A 17809-nucleotide genomic window follows, 5' to 3' on the forward strand; every position below is an offset into this window, starting at 1 on the left:
ATACAATTACAATTGGTCTTCAAACATTTCGCAAAAATAACTTTTCTGAGCAATTAAAGTATCAAAATCCCCTTTCTCAACAATACGTCCCTCTTTCATCACATAAATAACATCGGCTTTTTTCAATTGAAACAATCGATGAGAAACTAAAATAATCATTTTTTCTTTCCCCCAATCTCTTAGCGAATTATACAATTCTCCTTCAGAAAAAGCATCTAAGGCGCTGGTAGGTTCGTCCATAACGACCAAATCGGCATCACGGTAAAACAATCGGGCTAAGGCTAGTTTTTGCCATTCGCCACCGCTTAATTGTTCACCCATCCAAAAAGTCCGTCCTAATTTTGTATCAAAACCATGTTTTAATTTATCAATGACAACCTTTGCACCACTATTTTCGGCGGCTCTTTTTAAGGCTTCTAAATCATTGGTTTCTTTAGCGCCTAAACTGATATTTTCGGCAACACTTAAAAAATATTTTTCAAAATCCTGAAAAAGGAAAACACTATTTTCCCGGAATGTCTCTTTATCAATATTTTTTAAATCCAATCCATCAATAACAATACTTCCATTTTCATAATCATACAATTTCCCTAACAATTTTACCAAAGTAGATTTTCCCGAACCATTAGCACCAACAATGGCTATGATTTGTCCCTTTTCACAGGATAACGAAATGTCTTTAAGAATTTCTCTTTTGGTATTCGGATAAGAAAAATGTAAATTATTGATTTCTAATTTCGAAGGTTTTACCGGAAAAGGAACAATGGATTCCTTAGAAATTCTTTCCGGAATATCAAGAAATTGAAAAAGATGATTAATGAACATTCGGTGTTGGAATAATTGCACCAAGGCTGTCAAAAAGCTTTTTGTTCCCGATTGTAATTTTTGGAAACCTTGTAAATAAATCACAAAAAGTCCCGGTGTAATAAGTTGTTCCCAGGTATTTTGTGCCAAAGACAGAAAAATAAAACCTACCAGAACAATTTCACCCGCTTCAATAATGACACTGTAAAAATTCTGCTTGTTTTGAATAGATTTTCGTTGCTTAAACAAATATTCCCTTAAAACACTGTAACGGGCAATAAATTCTTTTCCAAAACCAAAAAGACGTACTTCCTTAGCATAACTCAATCCCGTTAAAACCTGTTGTAAATAATTCGATTCGCGTTCTATTTTGGCCAACTTCGTTTCCTCATTAAAACTTTTTCGGGAAAAAAACCATTTAACTGCAAACAACGGCAGAGAAAGAACCACAATGATTACTGCATATTGCCAATAATAATAAGCCAGCATACTCGCAATCATCACAACACTCGAAAATTGCATCAACAGATTACTGAAACCATTTAACAACTGAGCCGCTTTAAAAACCGCTTGTTGTTGCGCCAGATGTAAGGTATCGTGATAGACCGGATTTTCATAATAGGAGAAATCAACTGAAATGGCTTTGTCCAATACACGTTTCGATAAATAATCACCTACTTTTTGTTGGTACAAACCATTTACGTAAGTTGCTAATTGTGAACAAATGGAAGCAACTAATTGCAAAAGACAAAAACCAATAACCCAAAAAATAATTTCGTTAAAATTATGTCCTTTGGGAGTGGTAATAATATCAATAATTTCTTTGGTAATATAAAGTGTAGCAACCGGAACCACCGACTGAAATAAAACCAAAACAAAATAACTCAGAGCATTTCCGGGAGAAGCTTTGTAGATGATTTCTAAGATTTGAAGATAATCCTGAACGATTTTTTTGAATTGAAACTGTTTTTTCAAAATGGATTATGGCTTTAATTGAACTTTTGGTTGTAACTTATTTTCTAACAACCAACTAGTTATTATTTCTAATGAAGTTTCAATGCTTCTATCAGTAGTATCAACAATAATATCAGGATTTACGGGTATTTCATACGGACTATTGATTCCAGTGAAGTCACTAATTTCTCCTTTTTGAGCTTTGGCGTACAAACCTTTAGCATCTCTTTGAATACAGGTTTCAAGTGGTGTAGCTATATAAACTTCGATATAATTTTCAGGACCTACAATGCTTTTAGCAGAAATTCTATCCTCTTCAAAAGGTGAAATAAAAGAACTGATAACCACTACACCGGCATCGTTAAAAAGCCTGGCAACTTCAGCCACACGACGGATATTTTCCTTTCGCCCTTCTCTGCTAAAATCTAAATCACGGTTCAGATGCATGCGGGTATTATCACCATCCGTAATGTAAGAACGTATTTGCCTGTTGAAAAACCATTGATCTAATGCAGCAGCCAGAGTCGATTTTCCGGAGCCCGAAAAACCACTAAACCAAACCGTAAAAGCGATATGCCCATTTAAATCCTCACGGTCTTTACGGGAAACGGAATAGTTTTGTTGAAACAAATAGTTTGTTACACTCATATTTGTAAATTATAAAGAGCCAAATTTAATCTTTTAGCTGTAGTTTTAATAAAAAAACAAAGTTTTATTATCAAAGTGTTTTATTACAAAAAAATACTACTTTTGTTTCAAATTTTTAAACCTACTAAATAAATAATTATCATGGAAAAAGAAAAAAAACAATGGATTGCTCCTGTAGCAACTGAAATGGAAGTTAATACCGGTGGTATGCCAAATACTTTTGAAGACGTTATCTTCTCTTCTTAGTTGAAATATAAATTAAACCTATTTAATGGCTATTATTTTTTAATTGCTCATTAAATAAAAAAATTAAAGTCCGCTCGTAATAAAGCGGACTTTTTATTTAAAAAAACATTATCATTTTTCTTACTAATATTTGAAAAATAATTTTAGTTTTGCTTTAAATTATTAAAAAATAAAACTTATGAATACAGAAAAAAAACAATGGATAACGCCTCAAGCTACTGAAATTGAGGTGAATGGTGGTGGTATTACCGATATCTTTGAAAATGCTTTCTATCAAGTGTCATAAATTTTATGATTAAAAAAGCATTTTTTTGTACATCTAAAAAAAGTCTACTTTATCGAAAAGTAGACTTTTTTATTAATAATTTTAACTGTTTATCAAAAAAAATAAAGAGTGTAGAAAAGAAACAATGGATTACTCCTCAGGCTACTGAAATTGAAGTAAATGGCGGTACAGATCTTGGTTATCAGGAATTAGATTATGGTACAATATCATAAATGTTCTTAAACTTAGATATTTTATAAAAAAGTCGGATTTTAATAAAATTCGACTTTTTTATGCCTAAATAGTGACGTTTAACGATACTTTTAATAATTAAAAACACTATTTTTGTTTCATATTTTAAACCTACTAATAAATAATTATCATGGAAAAAGAAAAAAAACAATGGATTGCTCCTGTAGCAACCGAAATTGAAATTAATGGTGGTCCAAATCCTACTATTTCAGGTGAGGATTCAGTTTATCATGTATCATAAATTTTAGATAAAAAAAGTACATCTAGTAAAAAGTCTACTTTATCAAAAAGTAGACTTTTTTGTTACTAATTTTAACTGTTTGTCAAAAAACGAATTTAAATTTCTAAAACCTACAAAAAACAAAACTTATGAATACAGAAAAAAAACAATGGATAACGCCTCAGGCTACTGAAATTGAAGTGAATGGTGGTGTAGATCCTGGTATATACGAAGTAACCAATGGCACCATAACAGCTCTTTCTTAAATATTTGGAATTTTAAAAAATAAAATTACTTTCCATAAAAGTGGTCTTAATTCATTCCTAAAAGCACTATTTACAAATAATTTCTAATTTTTTTACAAAAAAATATTACTTTTGATTCAAATTTTTTAAACCTGCATAAAACAAATCTTATGAATACAGAAAAAAAAGAATGGATTACTCCTTTAGCAACTGAAATTAATGTGAATGGAGGGACTGATTTTGGTAACAATGAAAGTTATGTTACTGGTTTTGGTAATCACGGAAGTATTTCTTAAAAAAAGTAAATACTATTTTAGTTACTCTAATTTAATCAAAAGTCCACTTTTATGAAAGTGGCTTTTTTTATATGACTTAATGGCTTATTTACAACATTTAAGTAATGAGAATGGAGTAATATCGAGTTTTGAAAAAATTTATTATAAAAGTAGATACTTTTTATAAATAAAATATCTTTGCGTCTGATTTTTATTATTAATCTAATTACACAAAAGTTATGGAAACAAAAAGAAAATGGGTAAATCCCGAAGCAACAGAAATGGAAATTAATGGTGGAACTGTCCCAGGACAAAATGAAGCCTGGATTGGAGGAGGAGGAAACCACGGAGTAGGATTACCTTCAACGAGTGTTTCCTAAATAATCATTTTGATTATCTTACAAAATCTACCACAAACAAATTAATAGTTCACTTACTCCCCAAAAGTGAACTTACACAAAATATTAAACAAGAAAGTAATTTTTCTCATTGCAGTTACCGCAAATGAATTTACCGTTTACTTTTACCCAGGAATGCCCCTCTTTCTTGTATTTATTTTTTTCAATACCTACAAAATAATCAAAAGGAATTTGGTATTGCAACAATAAATACACCGCCTGCCAGGATTGATGGCGACAAACATTTTTCCAGAGAATGTATTTATTGACAATGTATATAGCCAGTGCAATATCTTTTGCAATTACTGTTTTTTCTGCTGTTAATATTACTTTTGTATCCTGATTTTTACAAATTTGCTCTGTAAAAGCTTTTCTGGATTTTATGGCTAATAACAAATTTCTATAAATAGCAAGCCAGAACACCATCAAAATTAATTTTCGCTGGTGCCGGCTTAAAATAAATGTGTTTTTAAGCTTTTTAAGAAAAAAATTCATTAATGTACTCTTTAGCAATTAAATCGGCTAATACAGCCTTTAATTGAACTTCACAGAGTTCCTGCTCTACTTCGTATTCTGCCATTAATTGTGCTACAATTTCGTTATAAACTAATCCTTCAGAAATATATTGAATAATGGAAGTGTAAGTGGTATTCAAACTAATGTATTTGTTATCTTCGATAGCATACAAAACACCCTCTTCTTCTAAAGGGGTAAACAATACTTTCTCCGTATTTAAAAGGTATTTTTGATTATCCATAATTATTGTATTTGATTTATAACTTCTTCCCAGTACCCCAATCGTTTCATCATCGATTCGTTTACTGTCATGATTTTTTGTATTTGTTCTTTAGTTAATTCTTTTTTCCAACGTCCCGTTTCTCCCTTAAAAAAGAAAGCCGAAGACGGAATTGCTTTTTCTTTAAAGCCTTTGTTTTCTTCCTGTTGCTTTAATTTTTTAAAATCTGTTGCTTCAATAGCCTTACGAATCGCATCATCAGAATAATTCAATTGCATTTTTTCTACGGCTGTTTTAAAAGTTGCAAAAGCATTCATTTTCATATCTTCATAGCGAATAACATGAACCGGAACATCTTTTTGCTGCATCCAGCTCGAAGCGTGCATGGCCCAAGTTCCCATCAGTTGGTAATATTGCTGACCTGCTTTCCCTTTCTTAACAAAAGCACCTTCTTCACAATTCATGTATTTATCAATCGTTTCATCAATACTCAATCCCGTGTGATTAGCCAATGAAAGTACTACATCCAATGGATTTCGAACTAAATACAAAGCTAAACGGCTACCTTTGTTTGGAATGAGAGGCAATCCATCCCATCGGGAAAAAGTATAAGCATCGTGTATTTTTACAAATAATTCTTTTTGAGCGAGCTGTGCTTTGTATGAAAAAGCCGTTTTTCTTAAAGATTCAAACTCTCTTGGTCTTAAATCATCGGTAGATAAGTCTAAAATACTCTCGATATATTCTTTAGCCGAAAAGATACCATCTGTTTCCATTTTATTGATATCAATTTCGCCCTGATTCAACAAAGCGGTCAAAAAACTTCGAAACCAGGTATTTCCTGACTTTGGATAAGATGCTAGCCAAATGATATTATTTTTCATCGGCTTCTATAATTTGATTGATAATAGCATCGGCAAAACTATCAAAACTCGGTTTATCTTTAGGCCTTACAGCTGTCCAAAAAGGGACTTTTTGCGAAATAATACTCAGGGTTTTAAACTGTAACAACTGCTTGTTCATGCCGTGAATCCAGTTATTTCGATAAATATTATCACCTAAACGTTTCATTCCATCAGTAGATTTTAGTCTTTCGATTTGGATGCTATCTCCTTTCATTTCCAGAAAAATAATTCCTTTCACTTTTTGAGAAGTAGCCACAAAATCATCATGAAAAGCAATACCAAACTTATTGATTTCAGCACGCAATTGCTTTCCATCAGAAAGTGCATATACCTGTTGATTATTCATGGTATTTTCCCAGGCTCTTAAAACGGGATAAGAAGCAATGGCAACACATTGATTGTCTTCAACCATAATTAAAGCAGTATCATCGGTAAAATAAGTATAGCCTTTTTCTTTTAATTTTAAAGCCGTTGTTGATTTACCCGTTCTGGAAGGAGCCGCAAAAAGCCATAATCCATCTTTTTTATCCAATACTCCTGAAACATGAAAAGGAATTTGGTCCTTTTGAAAAAGGATTGCAGCAATACAATTGGAATAAAAAAACAACAGAATACTATCCCAATCTTCACAAAGCGGCTCAATGACTACTTTATTTCCATCAGTAACAAAATAACGGGCAATATCAGGCATTTGATAAAAAAACTCATTCTCATTGAATTGTGTAAATGGTTTTTTTACAGTTGGTTCTTTCTTGAAATCAGGTACTACAGTACCTAAAACCACTTCAAAATCAGGAATTACCTCTTCTTGATTCATCACAAATGAGGGAAGCAGAATGGTTGAAGTACAGCGTAAATTAAAAACCTTGTAATTATATGGCATTAGCTCACTTTATTTTAATATTTTATTAACTTCGCAAATGTAAAAAAATACAGTGAAATGAAAGGATTTTTTGGAATTTTAAACTTGAATAATGGAAATTTTCAAGAAGTAACAAATAAGTATCTCAATACTAAATCACTAAAGAATGGAAATACTTCATTACTAACCGATCAAATCCTATTAGAAGATTTTGCTCAACCAATTTCTAAAAACAATAAATTTCCTGATTTACAATATGTGGGTTGGTGCCGATTAGATAATATTGAAGAATTACAATTGCAACTGCAACTTTCTGATGATGTTAAAGAAAAAGAAGTAATAGTAGCTGCCTATCAAAAATGGGGAAAAGATTGTGTCAAACATTTCATTGGCGATTTTAGTTTTGCAATTTGGGATGAAATGAAAAAATCGCTTTTTTTAGCTAAGGATCAAATGGGTATCCGTCCGCTTTTTTATATGGAGGAGGATGAACTACTCTATTTTGGAACAACAATTCCGTCAATTAAAGCAGCTTTACTCAAAAAACCGGCGTTAAATGAAAACTATATCGCTAAAGAACTTCGCAATTATCCTCAGGAAGTAGAAGACACTTTTTTCAAGAACATTAAAAGACTCAAACCGGCTCATTCTATTGTTATAAGTCCCGGAGAAAAGATAGAAGAAATTCGTTATTGGGAACTCAACACAGTAGATTTAAGTTATTGTAAAAACAATGAAGATTATTATGCCCTTTTAAGAAAAACACTTGAAACAGCTATAAAATCCAGAATCAGAGGTAAAAAAAATGTAGGATGCCAACTTTCGGGCGGAATGGATTCCTCAGCCATTGCCGTACTTTTATCTCGATTAATGGATAAAAAACAGCTGCATACTTATTCGTTTGTTCTGGATGAAACCACAAGAGCTTACTCTGATAACGGTATTGATGAACAAGGCACTCAGGAAGAAATTATTAACTATGCGAATTTAATTCGTGAAAATCATCATCCAATTACCGGTTTTCATTATAAAGATGTATTTGAAGAAATTCATAAACATAATGAGGTAATGGGTGGCGTTGCCAATAGCGATTGTATCTGGCAGGATAGTTTATACAAAATAGCTGCAGAACAAAACCAGATAGAAGTGATTTTTAGTGGTTTTCCTGGTGATGAAGGCATTTCTCAAAATGGAAATAATTATTTTTACGATTACCTGAACGATTTTAATATTAAAGGTTTATTTCAATTTCTACTTGATTTTAGACGGGGAGCCATTCTAAAAACCGTACATTATTACAAAGCAAAAAAAGTAAAAACAACTGCCTTCGATTTTTCTGAAATACAGGAAAAAAGAAATTTATTAAATCCCAAATCTTCATTTTACAAGGAATTAAAAGACATTTCTTTTGCTTTTAATCCCAGTTTCAAAAACTGGCAAAAACAACAAATTTGCAGAGCACATACTAGTTTACGAACCGAGTCAGAAGGAGCCTATGCTAATCAATATAATATAGAAACTGTATATCCCTTGGCTGATATTCGATTATTGGAAATCATGTACAGTTTACCTACGGAATTGTTTAAACCCAAACCCTATTCCAGAGCCTTATTTAGAAATTTAGCCATTGGAATCTTACCGGAAAAAGTACGACTACAGCCTAAAAGAAGCGGGGCTAAAACCCTTGCTTTTGCGGATTACTGGATTTTTACAAAAGCAGAAGAATTAAAAATTTATAACATTAAAAACCATACGGGTTTAATGATTTCCGAAGAAGAATACCTGCAAAAAGAAGCCGAAAATGAATTGATGAAAATGAAACGATTAAATAATTTAAAAGAAATGGATTATTTGATAAGTTTGAATTTACCCGATATTTCTTAAAAAAATTGCACTAAAAAAACTTAATTTAATTATTCCTCAACTAATTCTTCTCAATGATTACTATTTCAGACATCAAAAATAAATATGGAATTTCTATGGCATTAGTTATACTATGCACTAGAGTATACTTTAAAACGGCTGAAATAGACGATTTAAACACTTTTATTGCGTCCAATGATATAGAATGGTCAGATGTATTCAAAACATGTCGTAAACACCGAATCAGATCGTTTATCTATCGGGTACTATTAAAAATAGAAATTCCTGAAAAAATAAGATTAGAAATAAACATAGAACTAAAAAGAAATTCTGTTCAAAATATAAAACTTGCTTTAGAAACGGAAAAATTGATTAATATACTAAATCAGCAGGGAATAAAAATACTGCCTTACAAAGGAGCAGCATATTCAAAACAATTTTTTGGAAATATTAATATGCGAGAATCATCTGATATTGATTTGATACTAAATCCAGATGATCTATCTAAAATATTTCCAATAATGAAGGAACTAGGATTTCAATCCTATCAATTAGAATACTACCATAGAATTGGACATAAAAAATTTATAAAGACACATAAGGATTTTAATTTTGATAAGTTTTTAGGCGAAAAAATAGAATTTCACGTGGAATTTCATTTTAATATTATTAATAAAAATTTACACGTTAATAAAAAATTAAATTATTTTGACTGGAATAATCCCCAAGAAAATCAACTAATTAATAAAAAAATCCATTTTATAAATCCAATAGAACATTTTAAGGCTGTATGTATGCATCATCTGCTTCAGGATCAACTTGGACACCTTAAAACCATAATTGATTTAACACAAGGAATGAATTGGGTCGAAAACTACCAAATTCAAAACAACAATGAGAATAATAACTCAGAAACGTTCACGCTCCTAAATAAAAATCTCAATACCAATATTGTAAAAGCAACAATAAATCAACTACTAGCAACACAGTTTAAAAATAAATTAGTTGAGAAAAAAAAGATCGATATACTAATTCATTTTATCTTAAGCAATAACTATCAAAAAATGCGAAATAATAAATTCCCAATTTGGGATGCTATTAAATATCATTATTCTATTATTACAAGAACTAAAGAATTTTATATTACATTAGAAGATAAGTTCTTCTATTTATATAATCAAATACTTAGCACCTTTAAACCACAAGCAGTTGATTATATGATTATTAAAATAAATAAACCATTCCACTTTTTATATTACATAGCCAGACCAATAAGGTTACTATTTCTACCTCAAGATCCACAATCAGCTACTAAAAATAAGATATAAGTGAATTATTTTTGAAACAAAAAAAGCCTTCAATTCTTAAGAATTGAAGGCTTTTTTATTTTTTTGAAACAGAACTATTTCTTTTCTTCCGCTTTAGTTTCTGATTTTTCAGAAGCTTTATACTTCTCATTCAAGGCTTTAATGATTTCTTTAGTGATATCATATTTATCTTCTGCATATAAAATTGAAGCAGCATCACCTGTTCCATAGATATACGCATATCCTTTTTCCTTGCCGTAATCCTTAATAAATTTTTTAACTCCCTTTATAAGAGTATCCATTTCAGCACCGCTTGATTGCTGTAATTGTTGTGCTAAAGCTTGTTGGGCATAACCTAATTGTTGCTCTCTTTTTTGCAATTCAGCTCCTCTTTTTTGAGCCCATTCCTGACCATTAGCCTGAGCCTGACTTTGGAAATTAGCAGCATCCTGCTTAAAACGATTAATCTCGGCTTCTAATTGTCTTCCTTTTTCTTCTGATTGTGCTTTATATTTTGCCTCAAGGTCTTTCGCTTCTGTATATTCCTTCATTAATTCCGAAGTATCTACATAAGCTGTTTTCATTTCTTTGACTTCGGCAGTTTTTTCGTTGCAAGCAAAAACTGAAATAGAAATTGCGATAATTAATAATAATTTCTTCATTTGGATAAAATTGTAATTGAATGATGTGTTGGTAGCAAAAATATAAAAAAATAGATAGTATCCTAGAAAACACCTGAAAAATGGGAAAAATTTACATTATTAGATTTCGTTATAAACAAAACAAAACCCATAATCTAAAGCTATAAAAAACGGATTAAATAAATTAAAAATAAGGTTAAAACAAAAAACAGCTAATAATTGACACCATAAACCGCTAAAAAGGCGCTTAAAAAGCCTTAAAATGAGTTTTAGCTGTTTTTAAGAACATAAATTAACGAAGAATACTCCGAATTTTGTTTTGCTTTTAAATTTGATTGTAATCCGATAAAAAATGCTTTTATAAAATTCATTTTTCCGTTTTTGTATTTTTCCGAAAGCAAACTCACGTAAAACGAATCAAATTTCATTGGAAGTACTTTTTCTAATTTCATATTTTCTTTTTGGAAAAGCATCTGAATTGCTTTTTTGGAAAAATGCCAAAAATGAATGGGCACATCAAAAGCAGCCCAAAAAGTTCCGTAATGTTTTGCATCAAAAGATTTGAAATTAGGAACAGCCACAATTAAAGTTCCGCTGGGTTTCAATAAACGCTTTAATTCTTTAATCTGAAAATCCAAATCAGGCACATGTTCTAAAACATGCCACATCGTAATAACATCAAAAGAATGATTTTCTAATGCTGTTGTATTTTCTACAAATGAAATTCCTTTATTAATTGCAATTCCTTTAGCTCTGTCGCTGGGTTCAATCCCCACAGTTTGCCAACCGTCATTTTTTGCCACAGCTAAAAAATCTCCGGTTCCGGCACCAATATCAAGAATTCTCCCTTTTTGTGATTGTTGTGAATTAATTAAATTCAATTTATTTTTAAGTGCAATCCCTTTTACAAAGTGATAGGCTTTTTCAAACAAGGATCTTTTATTATCGGTGTGTGAGATATAATCTTCACTTTCGTAATACTTACCTAAATTTTCTAAATTGGGTTGCGGATGTGTTATTAGCATATCCAAATCTTCATCATAATACAAATCGAAAGTTTCTTTAGAAACAGAATGGTCTTTTACGGTAAGAAAATGTTTTTTGTTTGAAATATCCATTTTTTAGTGGTCGGTGGTCAGTTTAGTCTTCAATTAATGAAGACAAAATTATACATTAAAATTTATACTAATTTTTAAAAGGAGTAATAAACCAAAATATTTATTACTCCTTTTTATTATTTTAAATCACATACTTCCCAGTTATAACAAGGCTTACGGACGTAGTTTCACGTGGAACAAATCAGTATTAAGTGTTCAATTTAACAGACAGCAGTCAAACTGCCTACTAAAAACTGAACACTGAATACTAATTTATCTTCCCATATAAATCAGCAATACCGAAATATCACTCGGAGAAACTCCGCTTATTCTTGAAGCCTGCGAAATGGTTACAGGACGAATCTTATTTAATTTTTGTTTTGCTTCAATAGACATCGACTTGATTTTATTATAATCAAAATCTTCGGGAATTTTCACATCTTCAAGTCGTGTTAATTTATCCGCATTATTTCTTTCCTTTTCAATATAACCTGAATATTTAACCTGAATTTCTGCCTGTTCTAAAATTTCCTGATCCAAATTATTTTCGTCAACATAATTTTGCACTTTTTCAAATTTAATCATGTCTTCTAAATCAATTTGCGGACGAGAGAAAATCTTAAACATCTTATCTCCCTGAGAGATTGGTGCACTTCCCTTAGATTCTAAAATAGGATTGGTTTCTGCAATCGTAACACTGGTCTCTCTGAAAAAAGCAACCATTTTTTCCGATTCATTCAGCTTGCGCTCCATTCTTCGCAAACGGGCTTCTGAAGCTAAACCAATTTCGTGCGACATTGGCGTTAATCTAAAATCGGCATTATCCTGACGCAATAAAGTTCTGTATTCAGCACGAGAAGTAAACATTCTATATGGCTCTTCCGTTCCTTTTGTAATTAGGTCATCAATTAAAACTCCAATGTAAGCTTCGTCACGTTTTAAAATTAACGGCGCTTTTTCATGTACTTTTAAATGCGCATTGATTCCTGCCATCAGTCCCTGAGAAGCAGCTTCCTCATAACCTGTAGTTCCGTTAATTTGTCCGGCGAAATATAAATTATCAACCAACTTCGTTTCCAAAGTATGCTTTAATTGTGTAGGAGGAAAATAATCGTATTCAATTGCATAACCCGGTCTGAAGAATTTTACGTTTTCAAAACCGGCAACAGTACGCAACGCTTTGAACTGAATATCCTCAGGAAGCGAAGTCGAAAATCCATTTACATAGACTTCACAGGTATGCCATCCTTCCGGTTCAACAAATAATTGATGACGCTCCTTATCAGCAAAACGATTAATTTTATCTTCAATAGAAGGACAATATCTTGGACCTAAACTTTTAATTCGACCGTTGAACATTGGCGAACGATCAAAACCAGATCTCAAAATATCATGAACTTCTAACGAAGTATACGTCATGTGACATGATCTTTGATACGTCAACGGAGTTGTCAAATCAGAATAAGAAAACTTATCCGGTTTAGCATCCCCTTTTTCTTCATTCATTTTAGAATAATCCAACGAACGTCCATCAACACGAGGAGGCGTTCCCGTTTTCATTCTGCCCGCTTCAAAACCGGCTTCAACTAAATCTTCGGTAATTCCATGTGCGGCACTCTCACCTGCTCTACCTCCACCAAATTGTTTCTCTCCAATATGAATCAATCCGTTCAGGAAAGTTCCATTGGTCAACACAACCGATTTGGAACGAATTTCAATTCCAAGTGAAGTTCGAATTCCTTTTACTTTACCATTTTCAATAATCAAACCTTTTACCATTTCCTGATAGAAATCAAGATTTGGAGTTCCTTCCAACATCATTCTCCATTCTTCGGCAAAACGCATACGGTCACTTTGAACACGCGGAGACCACATTGCAGGTCCTTTTGACTTGTTCAACATCTTAAATTGAATTGCCGTTCGGTCTGAAACAATTCCTGAATAACCTCCCAGCGCATCAATCTCACGAACAATTTGACCTTTTGCAATTCCACCCATAGCAGGATTACAAGACATCTGGGCAATGTTCTGCAAACTCATAGTAACCAACAAAGCTTTGGAACCCAAATTTGCAGCAGCAGCAGCAGCTTCACAACCTGCGTGCCCAGCGCCCACAACAATTACATCATACTCTTCTAGAAACATTTTTTCTTTGGTTTTAGATTTTGGTTTTAGATTATTTCCAGAACTTCTATCTATATTTTATTATACTTGTTCCACGTGGAACACCATTATATTTTTACTTTAAAAATTTGAAATTTATTTACTGTTCCACGTGGAACATAGCTATTTTTTCATCTTCTTTTAAACGCATTAAACGTTCATCTTCTTCTCCTTTGTCTTTATAACCGCAATAATGCAATACACCATGAACTAATACACGCTTTAATTCTTCTTCAAAAGAAACATTAAAATCATTTGCATTATCCATAACACGTTCTACAGAAACAAAAATATCACCGTTTAATTCGTTACCAACAGTGTAATCAAAACTAATGATATCCGTAAGTGTATCGTGGTTTAAGTATTCAAGATTGATTTTATGAAGATAATCATCATCACAAAAGATATAATTAATCTCACCTTCATTCTTTTTTTCAGATACAATTACAGCCGATAACCAAGCAGCTATTGCTTCTTCATTATCTAAATTAAAGTCGTTTTCGTAATTAAAATTTATCATTTTGTCTTAAAATATTCTTGAACCTTGCGGTTAAAATTGGAGCGCAAAGGTAATGATTGTCTGTTTAATATCTCTATGCTATGTAAATATTCTAACAAAGAATTGGGTAAAGCTCTCGATTGATTAAGAAAATCTTTATTATTAGTTTCAGACTGTCTTCTGTTTTCCTCACCTTGTTGCTGAACAGCATTATTCAATTTTAATAATTCCTGTTTGATATTCATCACTTTTTGAAGCGTTTCATTCTTAAAACCTTTGTTTAATAATTGCTTTTCTAATTGCTTCATTTGTTCTAAAGCATTCTCTCCTTTATTACCCAAACCTTGTTTTTTCAATTCGCTGTCTAAAGCTTCACGGAGTTCTTTTTGTTGTTTATAAATTTCCATGATAGCTTTGGCATCTCCTTCACCTCCATCACCATCTTCACCTTTTCCGGAATTTTCTTTTCCTTCATTCCCTTCTCCTGGTTTGATTCCTTTCTTAATTTTATCACCTAAACTTTGCTGTTTAGAAATGATATCCGGTAATTGCATTCCTTCTCCCTGTCCCGGTTTTGGTTTTCCCTGCCCCATAGAAGACAAAGACATTTGCATACTATTAAGCAATTCACTTAAAAAATCTCCCAACTTGTTTGCAGAAGCAACGGCATATTGTTGATGTGATACTCCTTTAGAAATTTCAGAATCAGATAATTTATCAATAGCTTTATCGATATTGTATTGTACATTTCCAACTTCTTTAGTAATATCCTCCGTGAATTTAGGATTACGCAAAGACATAGCAAACAAACTATCATCAACGTGTTTGAATTGAATACGTAAATCCTGTTGTAGTTTTATATTCTTATTGAAAGCAGGCGAAGCAGAATTTATCGATTTAAAACTCTTCATTACCGATTCCTGAGACAAAGAAAAGGCTAATAAATTATCTAAAATCTGGCGAAGCATTTTTACATCTTCTTCCATCTGTTCCATCTCTGCTCCTTCCATTCCCTGATCCATTTTTTTAGACATCGCTTTCATTTTCTTAGCAGCACTTTTTTGATTAGGTTTTGCTTTTGAAGTATTATTTTTTTGCAATTCTTCAGAAGCTTTCTTCAAATCCTCATCAATGCTTTTTTCAGTTTTATCATCTTTAGGAATATCTAAAGGTGATTTTAATTGTTTGTTGTCTTTATCCAATTCATTCAAATCTTCCTGAATTTTATCGAAATCTTTATTTATTTCTTGTTGTTTAGAATTGGTATTTTCCTTTTCATTCTCCGAAAGTTTGTCTTGTTTATCGGATAATTTATCTAATTTATCAGCAATTTGTTCAGCCTTTTTCTGAACGTAATACTTCTTAGTCAACTCGACTAATTGCTGTAAATTTTTAACTTGGTTTTTACTCTTTTGCTTAAACTGATCTAATTTTTCAAGCAAATCTTCATTCTTCATTTTATCATTTAGAGATTTTAATTCCTCTAAAAGCTTTTTGTTTTTTTCTAATTCTTCATTGTTGTTTTCAATGCGTTTTTCTAGTTCTTTTTTAAATTCGTCCTTAGCTTTAGTCCCGATAGCCATCGGGATAGATTCCTCTAAATTATTTTTCATTTTATCCATGAAATTGCGCATCATCTCATCCTGCCTTTTTTGCTGTTGGATAAAATCATTTACTTTCTGTTGGTCGTTGAATTCAAAATTTTCTTTTTCTTTTCCTGATTTCTGAATCTTATCCAATTGAGAAAATTGTTTATCCTGACGCTGCAATGATTTTTGCAAACCCTGAATATTATCATTTTGTTGTTTCAAAATTAAATCCTGTTTCTCCTGAGCAGTTACAATTCGATTAGAAAAAACAGAAGATTTTGAACTTTTAAAATGATGCAAAATATCATTATCAAAAACTTCAAAATAATAATCATAGGTTACACCTTCTATAACCGGAAGATTAGCAGGAAAAGAAAAAACGAATTGGTCAAAAACACCAGACTTAACAGCAATTGTTCCACGTTTGGCAGTAGCCGGTTTATTGGATTCATAATAGACTACTTGCAATTTAGATAAACCATAATCATCACCTATTTTTCCTAAAAGATAATTAGCAGCAAGCTTTAAACTATCCGGAGCCTGATTCACTGTAATCGTTGGGTACTGATCTTTAATAACTGTTAGCTGATAATTCAATTTTTCGAAGTTAGAAACCGCATTATTCGAAGTAATTATTTGATAATCTGTATTTTCTGAAACTTTTTTTGATAAAATAAAGCTATTATCTGATTTAGAAAACGGAAAAATCATATTTGCATTAGAAAACACTACTTTTTGGGTTGCCTGTGTACTCATTTTCCAAGTTACCACTGTCCCTTCCGGAATAATAGCATTACCAGTTCCTCTAATTATTTCAGCTTTTCTTTTCAAATGCGAAGGAAAATTCAATAGCATTTCGAAATTTAAAATCGAAGGAACAGCAACCACTTTTAATTCGTAATCTTCCGAAGAAACTGAATTTCCTTTGATATAAAACGAAAGATTTTGAGTTGGTTTTTCAATCTTAAACTCAAATTCACCAGGCTTTGTATTTTCCATAAAATAACTTTCATCATTAATAAAAATCATTGCATTTTCAGGAATCACTTTTCCTTTCGTTTTTACTTTTACAACAAAATCTTTGTTTTGTTCCGTTTGTAAACTGGAATTCAAAAGCACAAATTCAAAAGGAGCCTGCGGTAAAAAAGAAACATTAAAATGCACTACCCTATTTAAACTTTGGGTTAGTATCGAATTATTTCCAGAAAGATAAAACGAAGCAAAAAGAAAAATCGGAATTAAAGCAAGCGGTAAATACTTTTTATTCGAATTAAAATTAATAGCATTTGAAAATGGAATCGGCTGCAAGGCATTAGCCTTTTGTTCAATCGAAGCTAAAAGCAATTCGGATTTATCAGTAGTATTATCAGGATTTGAAAGTTGAATAAAGTTCAGTAATTTATCTTTTACATCCGAAAAATGATTTCCAATTATAGCCGAAGCATCATTGTAATCAATCCCTTTTTGAAATTTAAAAAGTTTAAAAATTGGAAATAAGATAAAACGAAAAAGCAAAAAGACTTCTACTCCAACAAAAGTCCAAAACAAAATGGTTCTTCCCATTGGCTTTAGCCAAAGGAAATATTCAATAAAAAGCGTAAAAAGAAAATACAACAAACCCAGACCAATAAAGAGAACGACGCCTCTTATCAATTCGTTTAAATAATACTTTCTAATAAAAGCTTCTAATTTTTGATATATGAAATTGGAACTATTCAAAGTTTTTTACTTTTTAATAACCCATAAAAGTAATAATTATAACATAATCAATGTCAAAAACAATTTCAATATCAAAACAAAAGAGAAATATTGAAAAACTTCTAACTTCTAACTTCTAACT

The 17809-nt window shown here is 31.5% G+C and carries 16 protein-coding genes; 5 read left to right on the top strand and 11 right to left on the bottom strand.

Annotation, left to right across the window (positions count from 1 at the left end; all coding sequences use genetic code 11):
- Nucleotides 1–6: 6 nt before the first annotated feature.
- Nucleotides 7–1779 carry an ABC transporter ATP-binding protein gene (locus tag BLR17_RS02715; protein WP_066327933.1) on the bottom strand — a complete coding sequence of 591 codons (1773 nt, stop codon included), beginning with the start codon at nt 1777–1779 and terminating at the stop codon, nt 7–9.
- Between the two features lie 6 nt (nt 1780–1785).
- A complete protein-coding gene (gene cysC / locus BLR17_RS02720) occupies nt 1786–2406 on the bottom strand; it encodes an adenylyl-sulfate kinase (RefSeq protein ID WP_066327931.1) in 621 nt (206 codons plus the stop codon).
- Nucleotides 2407–2943: 537 nt separating this feature from the next.
- On the opposite strand from cysC, the gene BLR17_RS02725 reads away from it, so the two are divergent.
- The 3 genes from BLR17_RS02725 (at nt 2944) to BLR17_RS16465 (ending at nt 4289) form a co-directional block, all read left to right on the top strand.
- Nucleotides 2944–3150, top strand: coding sequence for a hypothetical protein (locus BLR17_RS02725; RefSeq protein ID WP_066327930.1), 207 nt, complete (start codon nt 2944–2946; stop codon nt 3148–3150).
- A 654-nt stretch (nt 3151–3804) separates the two neighbouring features.
- The gene (locus BLR17_RS16595) at nt 3805–3930 is read left to right on the top strand and encodes a hypothetical protein (RefSeq protein WP_255283851.1); all 126 of its coding nucleotides are present in this window, start codon (nt 3805–3807) and stop codon (nt 3928–3930) included.
- A 218-nt stretch (nt 3931–4148) separates the two neighbouring features.
- The gene (locus BLR17_RS16465; RefSeq protein WP_169817161.1) at nt 4149–4289 is read left to right on the top strand and encodes a hypothetical protein; all 141 of its coding nucleotides are present in this window, start codon (nt 4149–4151) and stop codon (nt 4287–4289) included.
- Nucleotides 4290–4373: 84 nt separating this feature from the next.
- On the opposite strand, the gene BLR17_RS02730 is transcribed toward BLR17_RS16465, so the two are convergent.
- The 4 genes from BLR17_RS02730 to BLR17_RS02745 are packed head-to-tail and all read right to left on the bottom strand — an operon-like array spanning nt 4374 to nt 6831.
- On the bottom strand, nt 4374–4733 hold the full coding sequence (locus BLR17_RS02730) for a lasso peptide biosynthesis B2 protein (protein ID WP_169817160.1): 360 nt from the start codon (nt 4731–4733) through the stop codon (nt 4374–4376).
- A gap of 52 nt (nt 4734–4785) precedes the next feature.
- On the bottom strand, nt 4786–5064 hold the full coding sequence (locus BLR17_RS02735; RefSeq protein ID WP_066327923.1) for a PqqD family protein: 279 nt from the start codon (nt 5062–5064) through the stop codon (nt 4786–4788).
- 2 nt (nt 5065–5066) lie between these two features.
- Nucleotides 5067–5927 carry a sulfotransferase domain-containing protein gene (locus tag BLR17_RS02740; RefSeq protein WP_066327916.1) on the bottom strand — a complete coding sequence of 287 codons (861 nt, stop codon included), beginning with the start codon at nt 5925–5927 and terminating at the stop codon, nt 5067–5069.
- Nucleotides 5917–6831: a hypothetical protein gene (locus BLR17_RS02745; protein ID WP_066327914.1), complete on the bottom strand. Its 915-nt coding sequence runs from the start codon at nt 6829–6831 to the stop codon at nt 5917–5919. Before BLR17_RS02745 ends, BLR17_RS02740 begins: the two co-directional genes overlap by 11 nt.
- 57 nt (nt 6832–6888) lie before the next feature.
- Between BLR17_RS02745 and BLR17_RS02750 the strand changes: the two genes are divergently transcribed.
- Both BLR17_RS02750 and BLR17_RS02755 read left to right on the top strand, forming a co-directional pair.
- Complete coding sequence (locus BLR17_RS02750) at nt 6889–8694, top strand: asparagine synthetase B family protein (RefSeq protein WP_066327912.1); 1806 nt, start codon at nt 6889–6891, stop codon at nt 8692–8694.
- Nucleotides 8695–8747: 53 nt separating this feature from the next.
- Nucleotides 8748–10001: a nucleotidyltransferase family protein gene (locus BLR17_RS02755; protein WP_066327910.1), complete on the top strand. Its 1254-nt coding sequence runs from the start codon at nt 8748–8750 to the stop codon at nt 9999–10001.
- A 74-nt stretch (nt 10002–10075) separates the two neighbouring features.
- Here the strand turns inward: BLR17_RS02755 and BLR17_RS02760 are convergent, their stop codons facing one another.
- The 5 genes from BLR17_RS02760 to BLR17_RS02780 all read right to left on the bottom strand — a co-directional run bounded on the left by BLR17_RS02760 (nt 10076) and on the right by BLR17_RS02780 (nt 17688).
- Entirely contained in the window at nt 10076–10642 is a 567-nt protein-coding gene (locus BLR17_RS02760; RefSeq protein ID WP_066327907.1) for an OmpH/Skp family outer membrane protein, read from the bottom strand.
- Nucleotides 10643–10890: 248 nt separating this feature from the next.
- The gene (locus tag BLR17_RS02765; RefSeq protein WP_066327905.1) at nt 10891–11739 is read right to left on the bottom strand and encodes a class I SAM-dependent methyltransferase; all 849 of its coding nucleotides are present in this window, start codon (nt 11737–11739) and stop codon (nt 10891–10893) included.
- Nucleotides 11740–11991: 252 nt separating this feature from the next.
- A complete protein-coding gene (gene mnmG, locus BLR17_RS02770; RefSeq protein WP_066327904.1) occupies nt 11992–13863 on the bottom strand; it encodes a tRNA uridine-5-carboxymethylaminomethyl(34) synthesis enzyme MnmG in 1872 nt (623 codons plus the stop codon).
- A gap of 118 nt (nt 13864–13981) precedes the next feature.
- Nucleotides 13982–14401 carry an rRNA maturation RNase YbeY gene (gene ybeY / locus BLR17_RS02775; protein WP_066327901.1) on the bottom strand — a complete coding sequence of 140 codons (420 nt, stop codon included), beginning with the start codon at nt 14399–14401 and terminating at the stop codon, nt 13982–13984.
- Nucleotides 14398–17688, bottom strand: coding sequence for a DUF4175 family protein (locus tag BLR17_RS02780; protein WP_066327895.1), 3291 nt, complete (start codon nt 17686–17688; stop codon nt 14398–14400). The genes ybeY and BLR17_RS02780 overlap by 4 nt, the downstream gene beginning before the upstream one ends.
- Between the last annotated feature and the right edge of the window lie 121 nt (nt 17689–17809).

This window comes from Flavobacterium glycines (assembly GCF_900100165.1).
Classification (GTDB): Bacteria; Bacteroidota; Bacteroidia; order Flavobacteriales; family Flavobacteriaceae; genus Flavobacterium; species Flavobacterium glycines.

Bases quoted from the DNA above. Each gene is read 5' to 3' on its own strand.
- cysC (WP_066327931.1), bottom strand. From the start codon at position 2,406: ATGAGTGTAACAAACTATTTGTTTCAACAAAACTATTCCGTTTCCCGT.
- BLR17_RS02725 (WP_066327930.1), top strand. From the start codon at position 2,944: ATGATTAAAAAAGCATTTTTTTGTACATCTAAAAAAAGTCTACTTTAT.
- BLR17_RS16595 (WP_255283851.1), top strand. From the start codon at position 3,805: ATGAATACAGAAAAAAAAGAATGGATTACTCCTTTAGCAACTGAAATT.
- BLR17_RS16465 (WP_169817161.1), top strand. From the start codon at position 4,149: ATGGAAACAAAAAGAAAATGGGTAAATCCCGAAGCAACAGAAATGGAA.
- BLR17_RS02730 (WP_169817160.1), bottom strand. From the start codon at position 4,733: ATGGTGTTCTGGCTTGCTATTTATAGAAATTTGTTATTAGCCATAAAA.
- BLR17_RS02735 (WP_066327923.1), bottom strand. From the start codon at position 5,064: ATGGATAATCAAAAATACCTTTTAAATACGGAGAAAGTATTGTTTACC.
- BLR17_RS02740 (WP_066327916.1), bottom strand. From the start codon at position 5,927: ATGAAAAATAATATCATTTGGCTAGCATCTTATCCAAAGTCAGGAAAT.
- BLR17_RS02745 (WP_066327914.1), bottom strand. From the start codon at position 6,831: ATGCCATATAATTACAAGGTTTTTAATTTACGCTGTACTTCAACCATT.
- BLR17_RS02750 (WP_066327912.1), top strand. From the start codon at position 6,889: ATGAAAGGATTTTTTGGAATTTTAAACTTGAATAATGGAAATTTTCAA.
- BLR17_RS02755 (WP_066327910.1), top strand. From the start codon at position 8,748: ATGATTACTATTTCAGACATCAAAAATAAATATGGAATTTCTATGGCA.
- BLR17_RS02760 (WP_066327907.1), bottom strand. From the start codon at position 10,642: ATGAAGAAATTATTATTAATTATCGCAATTTCTATTTCAGTTTTTGCT.
- BLR17_RS02765 (WP_066327905.1), bottom strand. From the start codon at position 11,739: ATGGATATTTCAAACAAAAAACATTTTCTTACCGTAAAAGACCATTCT.
- mnmG (WP_066327904.1), bottom strand. From the start codon at position 13,863: ATGTTTCTAGAAGAGTATGATGTAATTGTTGTGGGCGCTGGGCACGCA.
- ybeY (WP_066327901.1), bottom strand. From the start codon at position 14,401: ATGATAAATTTTAATTACGAAAACGACTTTAATTTAGATAATGAAGAA.